The sequence below is a fragment of the Sphingosinicellaceae bacterium genome (genome assembly GCA_019285715.1).
In the GTDB taxonomy this organism is placed as follows: Bacteria; Pseudomonadota; Alphaproteobacteria; order Sphingomonadales; family Sphingomonadaceae; genus Glacieibacterium.
In genome coordinates this window covers 2116817-2137085 of the sequence record CP079108.1, presented here as the reverse complement: position 1 = coordinate 2137085, position 20269 = coordinate 2116817, and the positions used below count along the sequence as shown (strand labels likewise).

Sequence of the window (20269 nt, the reverse complement as noted above, 5' to 3'; positions counted from 1 at the left end):
GTTTGAAATGCGCTATAGCCCTTGTGATCGTCGGTAAAGATCATTGCTCCGGCCTCGGCGCTCTCATGGACGAAGCCCCGCGACGTCGCGTCATAAGTTTTTTGATGACGCTAGCCCCAAATTTTCCCATCGCGCTCTCTAGCAGCCAATACCGGTTGGTTTGCAACCAGTTGCACTGTTGTCAGCGCGAGCGATGATGCGGGCCACAGTGACCGCGTTCCAATCTCCGCCGCGCGCCGTCTTTACCCCTCGGCTGTTCAATGCCGCCGCGACGCCGCGCAACGATCTAACACCAGCGGACTGAACGTCACGAATGATCGGAAGCACGTTGGCTGCGAAGGTGTTGGCGGTCGCTACGAGCGAGGCCGCACCAAGCCGCTGCGCATCGGCAAGATTGGTACGATTACCAAGCTGTACCCCTGCTGCCTTCTTAGCTTGGAGGGCTGCGCTCGTTCGCGAGGAGATCAGCCCGCGCTCTTTTTCGGCCAGCGCCGCATATACGTGAAGCATGAACGGGTCCGCATCTGCGCCCAATTCCGACACGATGAATGGCACGCGCTGCGCCATAAGGCCTGCGATGAATGCCACGTCCCGACTTAGCCGATCCAGCTTTGAAACTATCACCGGGCCTTTCAGACGACGCGCCTTGGCAAGTGCAGCAGTAAGGACCGGGCGACGATCGAGGGCATCCGCACCCTTGCCCGTTTCGACCTCATTGAAATACTCGACGATCTCAAAACCCTCTGCAGCGGCGAAGCGCTCTATCGCCTCGCGTTGTGCTTCCATGCCCAACCCGCTTTTGCCCTGCTGCAAAGTCGAAACCCGGATGTATGCGACCGCCTGCTTCATTCCACGCTCCGCCCCGTTGTTACAGTCCTATACGGACGTCTAGGAATGATACGCAAGGGTATTGTGGCGGGCACGGCAGCGAATGCGACGGCGGCAAGTACGTTGTAGCATCGGATGTCGTTGCCGCTGGCAATATGGCGCGTAGCCGTGTCCCGGATTTAGTTCGGGCCGCTTTCGGCACTTTCATCGCCAACTGATGATGTCGAATTCTGGGAGCACGACAGGCTCAAGAGTGTAGCCCGCCAGTTCCTCAAAAGGCTCCGCAGCACGGGCTGGCGGCTCGATTGCAACGGGTTGCACTCCGGCCCGCTCGCGCATCATCGCCTTGCGCTGCTCCATGACCTCGGCGCGGATTGCCTCGGCACGGTGGATCATATCGGCGTTGAGCACCTTGGTCTCGGTGTCCTTGGTGCGCTGAACGCTCAAGGCCCGGCGCTCGCCGATCTTGACCATGGCGGCATCGCGGGTGAGGCCCTGTGCCAGCAGGCGCTTCAGCTCGACCATGTCGCCACCCTGCATCGCGGCTGCCTCGAACTGGCTGCGCTCGGCATAGGCGTCGAGGAACACCGTCACGAACTTGCCAGCGCAGAGGAACTGCACGGTCGGCAGGGTCGGCGGCGCACCCTTCGTCATCCAAGCGAACTTGGTCGCGAGGATAGCCCGCCAGTTGCGCGTCACGAAGTCGAGGAAGTCGTGCCGGGCCGGGATGTTGCCATGGAGCCGGGCCTTCAGGACGGCGCGGAGCATGTGCCCCTCGTGCTGGGTCCACGTCGGCACCGCCGTATCGTAGCTCTCCGCCCACGCTGCCCGCCACGTCGCCTGATAGGCTGTGAAGGTGTCGAGGGTCTTGGCCTTGGCCGCCGCAGCGTTGCGCCGCTCGGTATCGCTGGCCTGTACGGCGAGCACCGCCTCACGGGCAGTCCGTTCCGGGGCCGGTTCGGTCGCCGGGCGGATACATGAAGTCCCTTGCGTCTTCGCTTCGCTCGACGAGATCGGGGTCGGTCTTTCGCGCTTTCGGATAAACGGGTGAACAACCGCCTCCGAGGCCGAAGGCCGTAGGTTGTTTTCTTTCTTACTTTCTTCTGTGTGTTTAGTTGTATGTTTATAGGTGTCCGCATTCGGGACTACCGTAGTCCGCGTGGCGGACAACCTATTGGCTTCGGTAGTCCGCGAGCCGGACAACGTACCCATTTCGTTAGCGAATAAATCTTCGCTCGGTGCTTCCATAGCTGCGCGTCGCGCCTTCGATAATACCAGAGCCATCGTCGGGACACCTTCTGCCGGGGACCAATGTAAGTTGATGGTGAAGCGGGTAAATTTGCGGAGAACACTCTCGATCAGGAGCACGCCGCGAGCTTTCAAGGCCGCCGTGATCTCGTAGAACTGCGTGCGCTTGACCATGACCGGGGGCAGCACCCACTGCGTCGCTGCACGGATGCCGTCCGTCATCTGGCCAAAGGTGGCTTCAAGGCACACCCGTCCCCATTCGATTGACGCGTCAAAAAAGTAGGTCACCAGATGGTGCTGTTCGGGAGACAAGTGTGGCCGCCACTCGCGCAACACGAGGTTGCGGAGCGCGCATTTCTCGCCAAAGGAAAAGGCTTGAGCAATATTCCGGTCAGATCGGCCGTGTGGCGAGCGGAAATCGCTATCCGCAGACTGCAGTGTTAATTTCATGATTTTTTCCCAGTGCCCAGCTTTGAAAATCACCGACCGAGCGAGCACTGGGGGGATGCCAAAGCCCGGTCGGTGACGTTTCAAGTCAAGGAGCAACCCCCGACCGTTTCTATCTAGCACGGCCCAAGAGGACCGACCACTAATTTCGCCTGCAACCCGTTGCAATCATTGACAAACACTTTGCCATGTCATGAAGCTGCCTCAGCGAATTCTCCGATCGGCTGCCCAAACCGCAAGCGCCAGCGCGAGCACCAAATCGTCATGCGCGCCGGGCCTTGCGCCGTATTGGTCATTCCCGGCTGGAGAGATGCGGGCTCGCATGTCGGCCAACTCAATTCGCAGGACGTCCGCGTGATCAATCTGAGCGGCGATAGCGAGCGTGCCCGACTGCATCGCGAGCAACACCGCATTGATGAGGTCACGCTTGGGCACGCAGATGCGCCCCCGTCCGCCGCTCAGTTTCGCACCTCCGGTGATCGTCACAGCCAGTGGCGACAGGCCAGACGATCTAAGCATATCCATTACCGGACGCCCAACGCCGGTTGCATCGACGATCAGCGTCGCTCCGCTCAGCTCGGGCCGTGCCATCAATCCCGCAATCGATGCGACAATATCGGGATAGGGCCTCCCGCGAACACGGGACAGGTAGGACACGCTAAGCCCCGCTGGTGCCCGCTCTACGATGGCAAAGGCGCTGAAGTCATTAGCCTGCCCAAGGTCCAGCCCAACGAAAAACTCGCGCTCAGGCCGGATGCGCTCGCGCACCATCATTCGTCCCGTCCGGTCTCGGTAGTAGCTGCCCTGCGGACGGCTGCCATGCAGTCGGTCGCGGCTGTCGGGCACATATACAACGCGGGGCCGAAACGGGTCTTCAGGGTCGCGGACGATCTTCAAGGGCATGTCGTTATCCCAGTCCACTCGAACGGTGCGGAAAATAGCGGCGCGGCGGGAGTGGCAAAGGCGCGATCGATGAGCGCTGAGCTGAAAAGCTGTTCATCGACGTCCACGAACTCACAAAGATACTCGCGCCGAAAATCGCGGTCCGGCTTCGTCGCCCTCTCCAGCTCGATATGACTGGTGGGCAGGCGCGGCGTGTCATAGGCCGTGACCTTGGTTCGCTCCCAAGCTGTGCCGCCGTGCTCCCATTGATCGAAGAAGTACCCCTGCCTCCCGTTCGGCGTGGATAACAGCACCAGCCGCCCACCGTTCGCGAGCATGGGCGTGATTGCCCCGAACAGGTCATCCTCGGCGAAGGCGGCTTCGTCGACAATGATGAGCGCCGGGGCGCTGTAACCTCTGACCGTCGTCGGGTTGCCGCTGAGGCAGACGATACGCGAGCCGTTGGCCAACTCAACTCGCCGGGCGCTTTCAGCGTCTGCATCAGGCGTCGCAGCGAGCCGATAGAACGCAGTGATTTTGCGATACAGCTCGAAAGACTGATTTTGGGACGGCGCTAGCACGAGCACCAGCGACCCCGCACCGTAGACAGCAACATGCGAGGCCAGCGCTGCCACGACAGTGCTTTTCCCCGCTTGACGAGCGCATAATATCAGCGAGCGCCGCGCGGCTGAGCGAACGAACTTCGCTTGCCACGGGTCCGGGGCGAAGTTGGACGACACCATGAATGTGGCCGGGTCTAACGCGCAGGCAAGGTCATGACTGAGCGTCATAGGGCGCAAGCTGTGAGCAAGGCTGCTGCGACCGCAACACGGGCGTCGGGGAAAGGCTGAAGCGCCTCCAGGATTGCCGCGCGGGTCATTGCCCATTCCGTACTCGACGCCAGCGATGAGGTGTTGTCGGTAGCCACTGGAGGTTCAAGGCGCGCGAGCGTGTCTAATGTCGCGCGGGCTTCCCTTATGGCCGCCAGTGCCACCTTGTTGTCACCGGTAGCCTCGGATGTGCGTACGCTTCCGGTGAGGGCCGCCTTGAGTGATTTGACGGCTGCGGTGACGTAGCACTGGTGCAAGCGACGGTGTTTGCACCAGTGTTAGCGACGGTGCGATGGGCCAGGTCACGGTATATTCGGGTGTCGAGCGTCGTCGCCAGTGGAGCGACGAGCAGAAGCGGGCCTTGATCGATGCGGCGTTTGCGCCCGACGCGATTGTCGCTGAGGTGGCGCGGGCCGCGGATGTCCGACCGAGCCAGATCTATCGGTGGCGTCGCGACCTGTACGGCGCTGGCCACGCGGGCGCGGGCTTTGCGCCGGTCGTTGTCAGCGCCGACCCCCGCGATGTCGCGCCAGCATCATCACCGCCGCCGGCGATGCTGGTCGAGATCGGTGGCTCGGTCGTGCGGATCGCGGCGGACGCGCCGGCAAAGCTGGTAACGGCGGTGTTGCGGTCGCTGGCGCGGTGATCCCGGTCCCGGGTGGCGTCCGGATCTGGCTCGCAACCGGTCACACCGATATGCGTAAAGGCATGCACGGGCTGGCGCTGCAGGTGCAGCAGGGGCTGCGCCGCGACCCGCACGCGGGCGACCTGTACATCTTCCGCGGACGCACCGGTGGCCTAGTGAAGATCCTGTGGCACGACGGCCTCGGCACGTCGCTTTATGCGAAGCGGCTCGACCGCGGTCGCTTCGTCTGGCCTTCCGCGACCGACGGTGTCGTCGCGATCTCGGCGTCGCAGATGGCGTGCATGTTGGAGGGCATCGACTGGCGTAACCCGCAGCATACATGGCGGCCAAGCGCTGCGGGATAGGGTCTTTTCCCAAGCCAGACGACGCCAAAACGCTTCACGGTTCCTCGCGATTTTGCTAGGTTGTGGGGCGATGGAAGCGTTGTCTCCCGCCGATATTATTGCGCTCCGACAGGCGCTTGACGAGGCACGAAGCGATGCCGCCGTCGCCCGGGCCGACGCCGCCAACGCTCGCGCGATCAACTCCGACCTTGAGGCCCGCATCGCCCTTCAGGCGCTCCAGATCGCGATGCTCAAGCGCGACCGGTTCGGCCAGCGTTCGGAGCGCAGCCGGCGATTGATCGACCAGATGGAGCTGGTGTTCGAGGAGGCCGAGGCGACCGCCGCTGCCGACGAAGCCGCCGCCGCACGTGCTGCCGCGAAGACCACGACCGTCACCGCGTTCGTCCGCGCCCTACCGTCGCGGCAACCGCTGCCCGCGCACCTGCCGCGCGAGCGTGTCGTGATCCCGAGCCCGACCTGCTGCGCCGGCTGCGGCTCGGACCGCCTGTCGAAGCTCGGCGAGGATGTCACCGAGACCCTTGAGGTGATCCCGCGCCGGTGGAAGGTCATCCAGACGGTGCGCGAGCGCTTCGCCTGCCGGGCCTGCGAGCGCGTCAGCCAGCCGCCGGCACCGTTCCACGGCACCCCGCGGGGGCTGTTCGGCGCAAGTATGCTGGCGATGCTGTTGTTCGAGAAGTTCGGGCAGCACCAGCCGTTAAACCGGCAACGCGACCGTTATGCGCATGAAGGTGTCGATCTCAGCCTGTCGACGCTGGCCGACCAGGTCGGCGCCTGCACCGCCGCGCTTAAACCACTGCATCGGTTGATCGAGGCCCACGTCCTCGCCGCCGAGCGCCTGCACGGCGACGATACCACGGTGCCCGTGCTGGCCAAGGTCAAGACCGACATCGGTCGCATCTGGACCTATATCCGCGATGACCGGCCATTCGGTGGCCCAGCCCCTCCAGCAGCGCTGTTCCACTACTCGCGCGACCGGCGCGGTGAGCATCCGCGTGATCATCTGGCCCACTATAACGGCATCCTGCAGGCCGACGCCTATGCCGGGTACAACGAGCTGTTCAAGCCGGGGCGCTCAGCCGGGCAGGTCACCCGCGCGCTGTGCTGGGCACACGCACGGCGCAAGTTCTTCGTTCTCGCCGACGTCGCCACCCAGGTGAAGCGCAAGCCCGACATTGCCCCGGTGATCTCGCCATTGGCGCTCGAGGCGGTGGCGCGGATCGACCGTATCTTCGACATCGAACGCGCGATCTGCGGCAAGACCGCCGAAGGGCGGCTCGCCGTGCGTCAGGAACTCGTCACGCCCATCGTAACCGAGCTCGAACACTGGCTGCGCCAGCAGCGTGCGACGCTTGCCCGGCATAATCCGGTCGCGGTGGCGATCAACTACATGCTCAAGGACTGGCCCGCGTTCACCCGGTTCCTTGCCGATGGACGGATCTGCCTGACCAACAATGCCGCCGAACGAGCCTTGCGCGGTGTCGCCCTCGGCAGGAAGTCGTGGCTGTTCGCCGGCTCCGACCGCGGCGGACAGCGCGCTGCGTTCATGTACTCGCTCATCGTCACCGCCAAGCTCAACGATATCGACCCGCAAGCGTGGCTCGCCGATGTCCTCGCCCGCATCGCCGACCTCCCACAGCAGCGCCTCGCCGAACTGCTCCCGTGGAACTGGCGACCCGACACCTCAGACGTGCCGCTCGCTCAAGCCGCCTGAGCGTGTCGCAGCGACCCTGCGGCCCTCACCGGATGCGTACGGATGTGCTGAGGATTGCTAAGGCCCTGTCACGAAGATCGCGTGCCAGAGCTAGCAGACCGACTGGCGGGACTGGCAGCACCGGCACACTCTGGGCTTGTGCAATGGGTGGTGCCGCGACAATGGCGACGGCAACAGGAACAGGCGGCTCAGCCTGCGGGTCGCCTAAATCCAAGACACGGCATGAGCGGCTTATTGTCAGGATACCGTCCACCTCTGCTAAATGAGCTTCGGCAGCTCGGCGCAACGCCGCCGGGAGGTGGTTCTTGACATGCCGATTCACTGCATGATGATTGATAGCAAATTGTTTTGCGACAGAGCGCGACGACCCGCCGACGACAAGCGCAGCGTCGATGGCCGCGACACGCTCCGAACTGCAGATGGAGCATTCACGCGACATTTCAGGAGCCTGTTTCGATTGTCGCGGTTTGCTGTCGCGGCTTCAGCGAGGTTGCGGGGGTGGATAGGTAAGATTGTCGCGGATTAACCGCGACGCACTTCGGGGGTTGCTAGAGGGCCATGTTGTCAGGACGAACGTCAGCGGCGACGAATGAGGCTTCCACTGCCGTTGAGCTGGCCATCAGAAGGCGTCGTGTCGCCGCTACCGCGCCAATGGAGATTAGTACGTTCGACAGTTCTGCCTCAGTGGCGCGAAAGGCCCGGCGGTTGGCGGGCAGCAGATGGACGTTAGTCGCACCAAGCTCAGCGGCTGCGTTAGAGGCCACCATGAAATCCGCCAGATCGGCCATTAATCTTAGCACCTCATCCAACATGAAGCCTTCGAGCACATCAGCGTCGTCAACACCGATGGGATCAGCCGCGACGGCGTCAGTGCCATCCGCAACCGCGAATAGCCGCGCAACATGCGGATTGAACAGCGGGCCTCCCGCCCCGCCAATGCCGCCCTCCGCGCCAAGCGAATACATTGAAGTAGCATCGTCGTGATCTTCACTGTCATGGTCGGACATGGGTGTCGCTTTCGGTGTAAGTCGTGGGCTAACGGGCGACGAGCTGACGCGACGCGCCCTATCGCTTGCCGAGCTTGGTGACGTAGCCGGAATGCCCAGAGAAATTGTCACGTCGTTCGATAAGGCCGGAGGCTACCAGCTCTTTCCGCGCTTCCGTCGCTTTTATGGTAGTAATTTTGAGTGCCTCCGCGATATCGTTCTGCAGTAGGTCGAGAAGCTCCCCTTTGGGATGTTGAGCTTCGACCTCAAGGAAGAGGGAGAGCAAGCGCTCGGCGTTGGGCGTCAGGCCCGGCGCTAGCGCTACAACGCTCGGGTGCAGCGGAATGACATCAGCTTTGCGAGCAAGGGGCGCGGCGCGCTGCAGATCGCTCAGCAGTATGTGTGTGGTTCCAGAGTTCGCTTTGGCTGCGGCGCGTGCCTCAGCCTTTTGCGCGGGCGACGTCGAGAAGGCATTCCCGGCGGCAGCGACATTTGCGGCGCGCCGGACAGCATCGGCGTGGCGGAGGTCTGCGGCATTGGGTCCGTCGTCACCTTTCAAGCGGTGTCCGTCGTCAAATAGCTTGGCCATGTAAGTAATCCTTGGGGGGTTGTTAAATCCAGCGGTCGATGACGATAACCGGGGCCGGTGCAACCCGTTGCAGCTCTCGCAAGCGCGACAACAGCGCCTCTCGAACAAAGGCACTGCGGCTAAAATGCATTCCATCATCCACGGCCAGATTACGACGAACAACTTCGGTATCCACCGCCTGCAGCAGTGATGCCGTGATTGAAACGCCGAAAACCATCTATGTCACCATCTCATCTATTCTGACTAGGCAGACACTTATATGTCAATTGATTGCGAAGCGCAACAACCTAATAACACATGGTTAATTGGTGCATTTTGCGTTGACCAGTGCAATCGATTACTGGTGCTAGCTGAGTGTTTGTTATAGTATTTAGCCCAGGACTACCTTGGCGTTAGTTCTTTCGTTCAAAAGGTAGCATCAGCATTTTTGGAAAAGGCCAAACTTACTGTATTATGTAGCAAACGCACCAACGTGCAGGCTTTTACCGCCGCCCGCGATGGCCCATGTCATCGTTCGGAGTGCAGGGTGTGATTAACAGTATTCTAGTCAGCATACTGTCCCTGCGGGTAAGGACGCATCACGCCTTTATCGAAATCGCCCCTATTACAGACCAAACAAGTTTCCAGCAGCCTGTCGCTCCCGAAGGTATCGACGTAGGCTACCCTAAGATAGACGTAAACCGCTTCGCTACCGGACCTTATTTCGCCAACATCCCTGTCCGCAAGATTCAAAATCTGATTATTCAAGGTGTGATGACGGGGAGGAACATCAATTTCGGACGTGCCCTCCGCATATTTTACAGCCAGCGATCGCTCAGGATACGTATCAACTCCCAAAGCTACGCTAATCCTGACATTAACTGCCGGTGTAAGGCCATAGTTCTTGATCTTCATCACTATGGATATGTTGAGCCCAGCGCCGGTAGCGGATTTGACAATCTCACCGTGGGTGAGATCGGCGCTGTCAAGATAAACATACGCTCTAAGTTGGCGCTCACTAGTCGACTGTGAAATCTCTGCCAGCTTAACCGATGCATCGGCGCTCTTGGCCGCGATCGCGAGAGCATTATCGGCGTCCTTCGTGGCGTCCCCAGCAAGCAGGACGGCCTTCCGGGTCAAATACAGGTTGTAGCCGAGTCCCAGTATGCCCGCTGTCGACGCGACGAATTGCCAGTAGGCCCACTTTGCGGCGTCGCGCGACGCATCGGCGCTTTCCCATTGAGCCTCAAGGTCGCAGCGGTCCTTGTCTCGTGGCTCGCGGCACGGGGGCTGGTATTTAGGGGTTTCGACGGCCTTGACGGCTGGAGCAGGACTAGGCTTGACGGGCTTCTGAGCCTGTTTGGCGGCTTGGGGCTGATGGGGTTTGGGCGTCTGTTCCTTTGGTGAAGCACCGAGGCTCAGCCATCCGAAAGCCGCAAGAACGAAGTACCGATAGCCTCTGCGCATTGGACGAGGACACCGCCGTAAACTTACCCGCGCCAATTTGTTGCGGATATTCGGCGCAGAGTCCACGCCGCCGACAGCCGCCGGTTTCTCGACGAGCTGGTTGGAAGACACAGAATGTTGACAACGCCTCGTCGCTCCCCGAGAGCGCTGTTACACAACAGCAGTCCCCTCGGTGTAGCAGCAGCAATTTAAGTCTCTGGTTTCAGGCGGTTGAGAATTTTGCGGGAAAATCCCACCCTCTCCGCCAAATTGCCCTCTCAGGGGGTGTCAGGCGGAGCCACGCCACGTTGGTTTTGCTATATTTTTGCGGTATGAAGCCGTCATGAAGTAGCAGGCCGTGTCAGCCGATGTCATGCCCACTCGGGGCAGATTTGGGGCAGCGATCCGCGCAACTGGGGCATCGCATGCTGACCGACGTCCGGTCCGGTATCGAGTGCATAATGAAATACCTCGCCTGGCCGGGCCGCGACGAAGCGTCGGCCCGGCAACCCCGCTGCAACCAGCGCCGTTGCCAACAGGGCCGGCGGTTCCTCGCGCGGCTCTTCGCTCAACGGGAATGTCCCCCAGTGAATGCCGAGCGCGTGCCGGGCACCGACGTGCTGCATGATCTGGGCCGCTTCGGCCGGATCGGTGTGCTGCGGGGCCATGAACCAGCGGGGACCATAAGTCCCGATGGGAAGCAACGCGACGTCGGGGGGCCCGTGTCGCGCGTGCAGATCACGGAAGATCGCACCGTCGCCGTAGCCGGTGTCGCTGCCGAACCAGACGCTGCCGGGGGGTGTCTCGACGTAGAAGCCGGCCCACAATGCCATCCGGCGGTAGCGCATACCGCGCGCCAACTAGTGCGTCGCCAGGGTCAGCGTCGTCGCCACGCCGCCGGCAAGTAGCATCCGGTCATGCCAGTCGCCGATCGCGATCCGTGCCCCCGGCACAGCACGGCGGACGATCGTGTCGTTGCCGAGGGGCATGACCATTAGTGGCGCGTGCACCGCGTGGAGTCGGGCCAGCGTCGCGAGGTCCATGTGGCTATAGTGGTTGTGGCTGAGCAGGACCGCATCGATCGGCGGCAGATTTTCGAAGGCGATGCCCGGCTCCGTGACCTGCTGCGGACCCAGCCAGCTGTGCGGACTGACTCGCGAGGACCACACTGGATCGGTCAGCAGGTTGACGCCCGCCGCCTGGATCAGCAGCGTTGCATGCCCGACCATGGTGATGCGGAGAGCCTCGATACAATGCTCCGGCTTAGCCTGGGTAACCGGCACCAACACCGGCCATTGCTCGCCCCGCGGACCGAACCGCGCAGCTCGCGCAGCGTTCGGTCGGTGGTGGCTGTCTAGGATTAAAGAAGCGGGTGCCGTCGAAGTGATCGGTGACAGGGCCTCGGTAGTATGGGTTTGTCGCCATCACGACCCCATCTGCGGCCGGCGCGACCGTGTAGAGCGCACACTCACCAAAAGCGGCTGCCCGGAACTCCCTTCAACGGTCCGGCGAGATCGGACGCGATCCAGCGGCCATACACGCCGCCCGGCTGCGGCACGACGCGCTCGCCCTCGACGAAGCAGCCTTCGAGCGGCGCGGCATAGAAGGCGATGTGGTCACGGATCATCGCGAACGGCAGTGTCGAGTCCGGATAGCTCAAGGCGACATCGGCAAGCCGTTCGCCGTCGATCTGGAGATCGTACTAAACCGCGTCGCCCTTCCATTCGCGCACGAGCGGCGCGTCGAACGGCGCAGCGCGGTCATCACGATATCGGCGGGCGGGATGTAATAGCTGAGCGGATGGCTGTCTCGAGCGTCCGGACGGCAGCATGGGTGTCCGCCACGACCACACCCCGCTGCCGGATCGGAAGATGCCGCGACGTCGGCTCGGCGATCGCGGGGCGGGGATAGGCCCAGACGCTCTCGCGATCAGGACCGGCAACCTCGGGGAAGGTATCGGCCACCCCCAACATCGATCGTTCAGGCGGTCTCGAGATAGCGCTCGAGAGCGTCGCTGCCGCCAATACGCTCATCGCCGATGAAAACCTGCGGCGTTGTGTCGACCCCGTGCTTTGCCTCGAACGCATCGACTTCCGGCCGCGAGCGCAGGATTCGGTCGTCGATCTCGAACCCGCGCTCCTCGAGCAGCTCCTTCGCCCGGACGCCGAATGGGCAGGTGTGGTCGGGCAGGATCATTCGGTAGAGCGTCGCCCGATTGTCTTCTGTCATGCTGGATCTCCTTGGGGCTTCCCGCCAGCCGCCTACAGCGCGTCACGTGGCCGGGCGTTCCGGACCTCGACTGTAAACGTAATCAGTACGAGCTACGGGTGCCTCTGCCACCTGGTACAGATTTGCGAGGTGGAGGCGGGAGGCAATCGCGATCCCCAATGCGGGCCTATCCAAAGACCATCAAAGGATGACCCAGCGAAGTCGTCCGACCGTTGCCATTCTAAATCTGTTGTCTATTGTCGTTCAAAATCAGCGATTTGATAGTGAATCGTTCAGCGGTGTTGAGTGCTGCCATCGCAGCGATCTTGTCGGTCGGACCTGCAGGGGCCACCGAAGTGCTGCCTTACACCACGATATCGCTGACGGGTTCGGACGCGACACAGCAGGGACGGCTGACCCGGGCGAGGCCGCCTAGCGACTGGTCGACAATGACGCCTTTTCCTGGAATTACGAACCCCGGCGTCACCTACGAATTCCGTACTGTCGATGCGGTCTATGCGTCGCAAGACGTCTACTATGAAATTACGATCGACGACCCCGACGCCGTAATCTTCGCATCCGCGTACAGCCGAACCTACGATCCGGCCACACCCGAGGCGGGGTATCTTGGTGACGAAGGATCCTCCGGAAACTATTTCCCCGGCGATCCCAGTTTCTTCGACATCTTGGTTCCTGCTGGCGGCGCGCTTCGGCTCGTGTTCAACAGCGTCGGTGCTGCTGATGAGCCATTCGCGTATCAGGTCTCGGCATTTTCCGACACCATGTATGATGAGGATTTCGCAACACCCGGCGTTCCCGAGCCTACGCTGTGGACAATGTTCATCGTGGGCTTTGGACTAGCTGGTAGCAGTCTGCGTCGCCGACATTATTTCTCAATGCCGGCGACTGCTGGCGAACCCCTTATGGGGCAGGCAGCCTGAGCCGATCGGTCTGAAGCGCTGATGACCTTTTGACCCAGATCCAGACGTTCACGGTCGCATCTTAGCTTCCCAACTTCCGTCGTTCGTTCATGTGACTTTTCCCTCCCCAGCTGACCACGCGAATTTAGCGGCGCGCGCTTTCAGTGAACAGAGCCGCCTTGCCAAGGCTTAGCGGTCAATGACCGATCCGCCCTTCATGACCAGCTTGACGTTGCGAACCGCTGCAATAGCGCGCGTCGGATCGCCATCGACGGCGACAAGGTCTGCGACCAGACCCGGCTTGATACTGCCAATTGAGCTCTCAAGCCCGAAAATGTGCGCGTTGCCGGAGGTCGCGGCGACGAGCACCGCCGCGGCGGGCATGCCCGCCGCCTGCATAAGCTCCATCTCGCGCGCGTTCGTGCCGTGCGCGAAGACACCGACGTCGCCGCCCATGCAGATCGGCACGCTGGCGGCGCGCGCCATCTGGAACGAGCGGCGGTTGAGCAGGACACCCGGCGGTGCAGGCTCCTCGCCATTCCAGCCGCGATAGCGCGCCACCGCGTCGGACGCCGCCAGTGTCGGGCACAGCGCAATGCCGTGATCGTGCATCGCCTTGAAGATCGCGACCGTGCCGCCGTAGCCGTGTTCGATCGTGTCGACCCCGGCAGCGATGGCGCGGCGCATCCCCTCCTCGGTGACGCTATGCGCGGCGACCAGCCGCCCGGCGTCGTGCGCTGCGGCGACCGCGGCGCTCATCTCGGCCAGGGACAGCGTCGGCCGGCTGCCGTCGCTGCCCTGGTAGTGATAGTCGGCGTAAAGCTTGATCAGCCCGGCACCCCCGGCGATCTGGTCGCGAACGGCGCGGACGATCTCGTCGACGCCGCTAACCTCCTGCGCGCCCTGAGGCACCGCGACACCGGGCTCGTAACCCTTCGGTCCGTAGGCGCCGCGCGCCACGATGGCGCGGGTCGCGACGGTCAGCCTGGGGCCGGGCACGATTCCCAGGTCGATAGCCTGCTTGAGGCCCACATCGGCATAGCCCGCGCCCTCGGTGCCGAGGTCGCGCTCGCTGGTGAAGCCCGCTATCAGCGTCGCACGCGCCTGCACCACCGCGCGCGCCGTCCGCAGCGCGAGTGCCTCGTGCAGCACCTGATCGTCCCACGGTGTCTCGTTGTAAGGATGGAGAAACAGGTGGCTGTGCCCCTCGATCATGCCCGGCATCAGGGTGGCACCTGGCAGGTCGATGATGCGGGTCCCGGGAAGCGCGGTAAGGTTTGGTCCGACACTGACGATACGGTCATTGGCGACCAGCACCTGCCAGCCCAAATGCGGCGTTGCGTTGACGCCGTCGAAAACCTGCGCCGGGCGCAACAGGATCGTCGTCGCCGTGGCGGGGGAGGCTGTGATCAGCAGCGCGGCAGCGAGCGCGGTCCACTTCATACCGGGTGATTCCTTGCGAGCGCGCTGGGCGGCGGATATCGTCGCGGCCATGAATAGACTGGCCCGGCGTGTCGCGGAATGCCTCTTGCTCGGCACGGCCGCTACCGCTGCTCACGCCGCGCCGCCGCCGGACCTGGCACGGCAGGCAGCAGCGGTGTCTATCACCCGCGACGACTGGGGCATCGCGCACGTCGCAGCCGCCACCGATGCCGAGGTCGTGTTCGGGGCGATCTACGCGCAGGCGGAGGACGACTTCAGCCGGATCGAGGCGAACTACCTGACCGCGCTCGGCCGCACTGCCGAGGCTGAGGGCGAGGGCGCGATCTGGGCGGACCTGCGCCAGCGCCTGTACGTCAATCCGCCCGAGCTGCAGCGTCAGTACGCTGCGAGCCCCACGTGGCTGCGCAAGTTGATGGATGCCTGGGCGGACGGCCTGAACTTCTACCTCGCGACGCATCCAGCGGTGCATCCCAAAGTCCTGACCCGCTTCGAGCCCTGGATGGCGCTGAGCTTCACGGAGGGCAGCATCGGCGGCGACATCGAGCGAATCTCGCTGTCCGGCCTGCAAAGCTTCTACGGCGCGACGCCGGTGACCGCATCCGCCGAAGAAACCGGCGCGCGCCCGCAGGAGCCGCGGGGCTCGAACGGCATCGCCATTGCGCCCGTGAACACCGCGAACGGCCACGCACTGCTGCTGATCAATCCGCACACCAGCTTCTACTTCCGCTCCGAGCTGCAGATGACCAGCGGCGAGGGCCTCAACGCTTATGGTGCGACGACCTGGGGGCAATTCTTCATCTACCAGGGTTGGAACACGCAGACCGGTTGGATGCACACCTCGTCAGGCGTGGATAACGTGGATGAATTCGCCGAGACCATCGTCACAGCGGGCGGCAAGCGCTCCTACCGCTACGGCAAGGCGCTGCGCCCGGTCGTCGCCGTACCGGTCACCATCGGCTACCGCACTCCCGGTGGCACCATGGCGACGCGGACCTTCATCACCTACCGCACGCATCACGGCCCCGTCGTGCGCGTCGAGGGCGGCAAATGGATCGCGGCGGCGCTGATGTGGCGCCCGATCCCGGCGCTGGAGCAGAGCTTCCTGCGCACCAAGCAGACCGATCTCGCCTCGTACATGAAGGTCGCCGCGCTGCAGGCCAACAGCTCTAACGCCACGCTGTTCGCTGACCGCAAGGGCGAGATTGCCTACCTCCATCCCCAGTTCGTGCCGGTTCGGCCCGACCGTTTCGATTACACGCATCCCGTCGACGGTGCCGATCCGGCGACCGATTGGAAGGGCCTGCACGACGTCGCCACCCTGCCCAACGCGATCCGCCCGCCGGTCGGCTGGGCCTTTAACTCCAACAACGAGCCGTGGGGCGCGGCCGGTCCGGACAGTCCGAAGCGCGCGGCTTTCCCGAAATACATGGACGAGGCAGGTGAGAACGACCGAGGCCGCCACGCGACACTGCTGCTGACCGGCAAGCACGATTTCACTCCCGAGGGCCTTCGCCTCGCGGCCTACGACAGCTACCTGCCGGGCTTCGCGCGCCTGCTCCCGCCCCTGATCGCCGCGTTCGACGCGCTGCCCGCGACCGATCGGCGCCGCGCGTCGCTGGCCGGACCCGTGGCGCTGCTACGCAGCTGGGATGACCGATGGGCGACGGACAGCGCCGCGACCTCGCTGGCGGTATTCTGGGGCGACACGCTGTGGAGCGAGGTCGGTGCGTTCGCCAAGCAGGAGCGCATCAACGTCCCCGACTACATCCTGACCCGCGTGTCACCCGACGCCAAGCTCGCGGCGCTGCAGCGGGCGGCGGACCGGCTGACTCGCGACTTCGGCGGCTGGCAGGTGCCATGGGGCCGGATCAACCGCTTCCAGCGCCTTGACGACAGCATCGAGCCGCATTTCGACGATGCTCGTCCAAGCATCCCCGTCGGCTTCACGTCAGCGCAATGGGGCTCGCTCGCCTCGTTCGGCGCGCGGCCGTACGCGAGCACGAAGAACTACTATGGCTCCAGCGGCAACAGCTTCGTCGCGATCGTCGAGTTCGGCGACAGGGTAAGAGCCTGGGCGGTCACCGCTGGGGGCGAGAGTGGCGACCCGACCTCGCGCGATTTCGCGGACCAGGCCGAACGCTACGCCACCGGCAACCTGCGCCCGGTCTATTTCTGGCCGGACGAGCTGAACGGCCATATCGAGCGCCGCTATCATCCCGGCGAATGATCCTGAGTGATCGCGGATCGCGGCAAATTGGCGTAGGATGAGGCTGTCACCGCATCGTGGTCCGAGATGAATCCCCATTCACAGGGTGCTTCGAGACCGACTAGAGTGACAAGCAAGTTTCATGTTGGATGGCACTCAAGTTGGCAAGCCCCATAGCCGGACATCCGCGTCCCGTTCCCAGCTTCCCAACTTCGGTCATACATTCATGCTGGCTGCGCGCCGACACCTAGACGATGGCGCTCGGTCGGCCGCGTGACCAGCTTTCCCGAAAACGAACCCTTAGCGAGACCGTTGCCTCGTCGGTCGCGCTGACAGCCGTCCAAGACATCCGCTTTCCCGAAATCTGTTCCCAGTAGCTCTTTCCCGAAATTGCCGCTCGGAGATGGAAAAACGGGAATGATCGCGCTCAACGAATAGCGGCTTTCGAGGGCCCAGATCGCCAACCTGAGCGTCCGAGTTTGGAGCGTTTGCGAACCGGCAGCTTCGCGACTGCGACGACCCAAATGCAGTCATCCACCAGTCGTTTTCCGCTTCCAGTTCCAGACGTTCGTTAATCAGCAGCAGCCAGAGCGTGGCCGTCAGCTCGGCGACCAATGATACTTGCGTCCGTAAGCGATCGTCATGCTAGTCGTCCGCCATGGAGAATTTGCTTGTCTTCGGTTGGCGGACAGCGCTGTTGGCAGTCGTCACCATTCAGCTTGTACTGCTCGCCACGGCGTTAGCTCGGCAGACTAGAAACCGGCCAGCCAATCGCACGCTGGCGGCCTTACTCGTCATTCTTGCCGGCATGATCACGCCCTGGATGATCGGCTTTGCCGGATTTTACGATAAGTGGCGCTGGCTCAGCTTTGCGCCGTTCGCCATTTCACTGGCGATCGCGCCACTCGCCTACCTTTATAACCATGCCTTGATACATGGCCGGTGGCCCGTCGCTGGATGGCGCCATGTCATGCCCGCCGGCGTCCAGTTTGCGTACCTCGGCGGGGCGTTCGTCTCGCTGCGGCAGCCGTTCAAGAACGAATGGCTCGACCGATCGTCGATCGCTTACGACGCCATCACCGGCATAGGCGTCGTAGCGGGGCTGGTGATCTACGGCGCGGCAAGCCGGTCGTTGATCCGGCGCTACGACGCCTGGCTGCCCCGGCAGCGCAGCGACGACCACCGGTTCGCGCTGGCCTGGCTCAGCCGCGCGGTCGCAGCCTTGTTCGTCCTGCTGGCGGTATGGGCGGCCTATGGCGTGACCGATCTTGTCCGGCCACTAGGATATGGCGGCCTGATGGGCTTGTATGTCGGGATCGCGGCGATTGCGCTGTTCATCGCGATCGAAGGCTGGCGGCATGCTGCCTTGCCGTTTCCCCAGATGGTGGATGCAGAGCCATCATTGCCTCCGTCCCCCAGCTGGAAGACGCGCGCGGACGCGTGGGCCGAGCGCGTTCGCCGCGAGCGCCTTTATGCCGACCCGGAGCTCAGCGTCTCGAGCCTGGCGCGGACACTGGGCACCAACAGCGCCTACATCTCGCGCGCCTTCAACGAGGGCCTGGGCCAGAACTTCGCGGCGTTCATCAACCGGCTTCGCTCCGAGGAAGTCGCCGCCCGCCTTCGCGCCGGCACCGACGACGACCTGCTCGACCTCGCGCTGGATTGCGGGTTCAGCTCGAAGGCGAGTTTCAACCGGGCCTTTCGTGCGGCCTTCGGCTGCAGCCCGTCCGCCTATCGGCAAACACACGGCTCAAAACCGAAATAGTCGCGGGTTTGCCGAATTTGAGGCGATTGGACGGTCCGGTCGTGTCAGCAACCGCCCTCATGAACACGATCCTCACACGACGCCGCCTACTGGCGGGCGGCACCGCCGCGATGCTCACGCCGTACAGTGGGCTGCGGGCCGCTCCGTCCGCTGGCGAACTGGCGGACGATATCGATATCGTCCGGGACGCGCTGGCGCTCCATCCCGGTCTCTATCGCTACCAGACCCCGCGCGAGGCGGACGCGCGCGTGCGGAAACTCAAGCGCGACTATGCTGCCGCGACGACGCTCGACGAGCAGTTCCTCCTGCTCTCTGCCTTCACCGCGACGATCCGCTGCGGGCACACCCAGTGCAATCCGTACAACCAGAAGAAGGCGGTGGTGCAGGCGCTGTTCGAACGTCCCACCCGGATGCCGTTCGAGTTCGAATGGATCGACGGTCGCATGGTCGCTCGCGCGGATCGCAGCGGCCTCGGCCTGCAGCCCGGCACCGAGATTCGCTCGATCGACGGCGAGGCGCCCGTGCATCTGCTGAAGAAGCTGGTTGGCTACGCACGGGCCGACGGCAGCAACGACGCCAAGCGTGTCGCGCAAATGGCGATGCAGAACAGCGACAAGTTCGAGACGTTCGACATTTTTCAGTCGCTGCTGCATCCACCGCAGGGCGGCATGTTCCACATCGGATACGGCACCACCTCAGGACGCAAAGCTAACGTCACCGTCGCCGCGCTAACACCGGAGCAGCGACGCTCGACCCGCCATACCCTCGAGACCGACGGTACCTCGGAACCCTTCTGGACTTGGGAGATGCGCGGCAAGATTGCCGTGCTGACGATGCCAAGCTGGGTCATGTACAACAGCAAATGGGCTTGGGAGCCGTGGCTGGCGGAACGCTTGAACTCGCTCGGAGGCGCTGCGGGCCTGGTTATCGACCTGCGCGAGAACGAGGGCGGCAACGAGTGCGGGAACGCCATCCTCGCTCGGCTCTCCGGCAAGGACATCGCCTTCCAGGGGTACCGCCAGTTGGTCCGTTACCGCCGGACATCGAAGGCTCTCGATCGCTACCTCGATACCTGGGACGAGAGCTTCCGCACGATCGGCGAGACAGCCGCGGACGTCGGCAACGGTTTCTACGAACTCGGTAGGGAAGACAGTGACACGATCCCCGCTGTCGGCCCCGGCCTGGGCCTTCCCGTTGCCGCGCTGATCGGACCGATCTGCAGCTCCGCCACCTTCTCGTTCGCCCGCCGGGCGCAGGAGTCGCGGCTGGTCCGGTTGTTCGGCGAGCCGAGCGGCGGCAATTTACGCGGCATCAACGGCAACGGCTATTTCTTCGTGCGGCTGCCGGGCAGCGGGCTGGAGTTCGATATCCCGATCATCGGCAATTTCGCCCAGACCCCGCAACCCGACCGAGGCGTGCTCCCGGATGTGTTGGTCAAGCCGACTATTGCCGACAGTGCCGCCGGCCGCGACCCTGCCTTGCAGAGCGCCATCGAATGGATCGAGAGGCGATGAATTTATCCAAGTGAAAACCGAACAGCGGACGACCCACAAGTAGACGTCGAAAGGCCCCCTGCAGGCGCTCTGAAGCCGACACTTGTTAATGTGGGTCTGACTGCTTTCTAGGGAAAGCCCGCACGCCCTGAACGTCGGCTGTGGGCGACAAGCGGACCTCCCTGAAGCTGAGCTTCGTATGTCTGACCGGCCAACAGCAAAAAGCTTCGCTACACTCGATCCTAAATCAAACCCGGAAGGGCCCAGCGCGTGATAACCGTTTGGGGCGGACGGGCTT

General features: G+C 63.1%; 17 protein-coding genes and 2 pseudogenes. 7 read left to right on the top strand and 12 right to left on the bottom strand.

The features are described from left to right. Positions 1 to 138: 138 nt before the first annotated feature. The 4 genes from KX816_09920 to KX816_09905 form a co-directional block, all read right to left on the bottom strand. Positions 139 to 849: a recombinase family protein gene (locus KX816_09920; GenBank protein ID QXQ08246.1), complete on the bottom strand. Its 711-nt coding sequence runs from the start codon at positions 847 to 849 to the stop codon at positions 139 to 141. Between the two features lie 183 nt (positions 850 to 1032). Continuing rightward, positions 1033 to 2526, bottom strand: a complete 1494-nt coding sequence (locus tag KX816_09915) for a hypothetical protein (protein ID QXQ08245.1) — start codon at positions 2524 to 2526, stop codon at positions 1033 to 1035. A 201-nt stretch (positions 2527 to 2727) separates the two neighbouring features. Continuing rightward, the gene (locus KX816_09910) at positions 2728 to 3426 is read right to left on the bottom strand and encodes a hypothetical protein (GenBank protein QXQ08244.1); all 699 of its coding nucleotides are present in this window, start codon (positions 3424 to 3426) and stop codon (positions 2728 to 2730) included. Then, positions 3417 to 4040, bottom strand: coding sequence for a terminase family protein (locus tag KX816_09905; protein QXQ08243.1), 624 nt, complete (start codon positions 4038 to 4040; stop codon positions 3417 to 3419). The genes KX816_09910 and KX816_09905 overlap by 10 nt, the downstream gene beginning before the upstream one ends. Positions 4041 to 4527: 487 nt before the next feature. Between KX816_09905 and KX816_09900 the strand changes: the two genes are divergently transcribed. The 3 genes from KX816_09900 (at position 4528) to KX816_09890 (ending at position 6936) form a co-directional block, all read left to right on the top strand. Next, positions 4528 to 4881: a transposase gene (locus KX816_09900; protein ID QXQ08242.1), complete on the top strand. Its 354-nt coding sequence runs from the start codon at positions 4528 to 4530 to the stop codon at positions 4879 to 4881. After that, complete coding sequence (gene tnpB / locus KX816_09895) at positions 4878 to 5225, top strand: IS66 family insertion sequence element accessory protein TnpB (protein QXQ08241.1); 348 nt, start codon at positions 4878 to 4880, stop codon at positions 5223 to 5225. The genes KX816_09900 and tnpB overlap by 4 nt, the downstream gene beginning before the upstream one ends. Positions 5226 to 5295: 70 nt before the next feature. After that, complete coding sequence (locus KX816_09890) at positions 5296 to 6936, top strand: IS66 family transposase (GenBank protein QXQ08240.1); 1641 nt, start codon at positions 5296 to 5298, stop codon at positions 6934 to 6936. A gap of 548 nt (positions 6937 to 7484) precedes the next feature. Here the strand turns inward: KX816_09890 and KX816_09885 are convergent. The 7 genes and pseudogenes from KX816_09885 to KX816_09855 form a co-directional block, all read right to left on the bottom strand. Then, on the bottom strand, positions 7485 to 7943 hold the full coding sequence (locus tag KX816_09885) for a hypothetical protein (protein QXQ08239.1): 459 nt from the start codon (positions 7941 to 7943) through the stop codon (positions 7485 to 7487). Positions 7944 to 8001: 58 nt separating this feature from the next. Continuing rightward, the gene (locus KX816_09880) at positions 8002 to 8511 is read right to left on the bottom strand and encodes a hypothetical protein (protein QXQ08238.1); all 510 of its coding nucleotides are present in this window, start codon (positions 8509 to 8511) and stop codon (positions 8002 to 8004) included. Positions 8512 to 8533: 22 nt separating this feature from the next. Next, entirely contained in the window at positions 8534 to 8728 is a 195-nt protein-coding gene (locus KX816_09875; GenBank protein QXQ08237.1) for a ribbon-helix-helix domain-containing protein, read from the bottom strand. 326 nt (positions 8729 to 9054) lie between these two features. After that, positions 9055 to 10068, bottom strand: a complete 1014-nt coding sequence (locus KX816_09870; protein QXQ08236.1) for a hypothetical protein — start codon at positions 10066 to 10068, stop codon at positions 9055 to 9057. Between the two features lie 239 nt (positions 10069 to 10307). Next, a pseudogene (locus KX816_09865) lies at positions 10308 to 11361 on the bottom strand (MBL fold metallo-hydrolase). A 43-nt stretch (positions 11362 to 11404) separates the two neighbouring features. Beyond that, a pseudogene (locus tag KX816_09860) lies at positions 11405 to 11909 on the bottom strand (DUF427 domain-containing protein). 7 nt (positions 11910 to 11916) lie between these two features. Next, complete coding sequence (locus KX816_09855; protein ID QXQ08235.1) at positions 11917 to 12165, bottom strand: glutaredoxin; 249 nt, start codon at positions 12163 to 12165, stop codon at positions 11917 to 11919. Between the two features lie 236 nt (positions 12166 to 12401). On the opposite strand from KX816_09855, the gene KX816_09850 reads away from it, so the two are divergent. Next, positions 12402 to 13085, top strand: a complete 684-nt coding sequence (locus KX816_09850) for a PEPxxWA-CTERM sorting domain-containing protein (protein QXQ08234.1) — start codon at positions 12402 to 12404, stop codon at positions 13083 to 13085. Between the two features lie 168 nt (positions 13086 to 13253). On the opposite strand, the gene KX816_09845 is transcribed toward KX816_09850, so the two are convergent. Continuing rightward, positions 13254 to 14507, bottom strand: a complete 1254-nt coding sequence (locus KX816_09845; GenBank protein QXQ08233.1) for an amidohydrolase family protein — start codon at positions 14505 to 14507, stop codon at positions 13254 to 13256. A 49-nt stretch (positions 14508 to 14556) separates the two neighbouring features. Between KX816_09845 and KX816_09840 the strand changes: the two genes are divergently transcribed. The 3 genes from KX816_09840 to KX816_09830 all read left to right on the top strand — a co-directional run bounded on the left by KX816_09840 (position 14557) and on the right by KX816_09830 (position 19992). Then, complete coding sequence (locus KX816_09840; GenBank protein ID QXQ08232.1) at positions 14557 to 16734, top strand: penicillin acylase family protein; 2178 nt, start codon at positions 14557 to 14559, stop codon at positions 16732 to 16734. Positions 16735 to 17371: 637 nt separating this feature from the next. Next, on the top strand, positions 17372 to 18478 hold the full coding sequence (locus KX816_09835) for an AraC family transcriptional regulator (GenBank protein QXQ08231.1): 1107 nt from the start codon (positions 17372 to 17374) through the stop codon (positions 18476 to 18478). A gap of 59 nt (positions 18479 to 18537) precedes the next feature. Beyond that, a complete protein-coding gene (locus tag KX816_09830) occupies positions 18538 to 19992 on the top strand; it encodes a peptidase S41 (GenBank protein QXQ08498.1) in 1455 nt (484 codons plus the stop codon). The last annotated feature ends 277 nt before the right edge of the window (positions 19993 to 20269 follow it).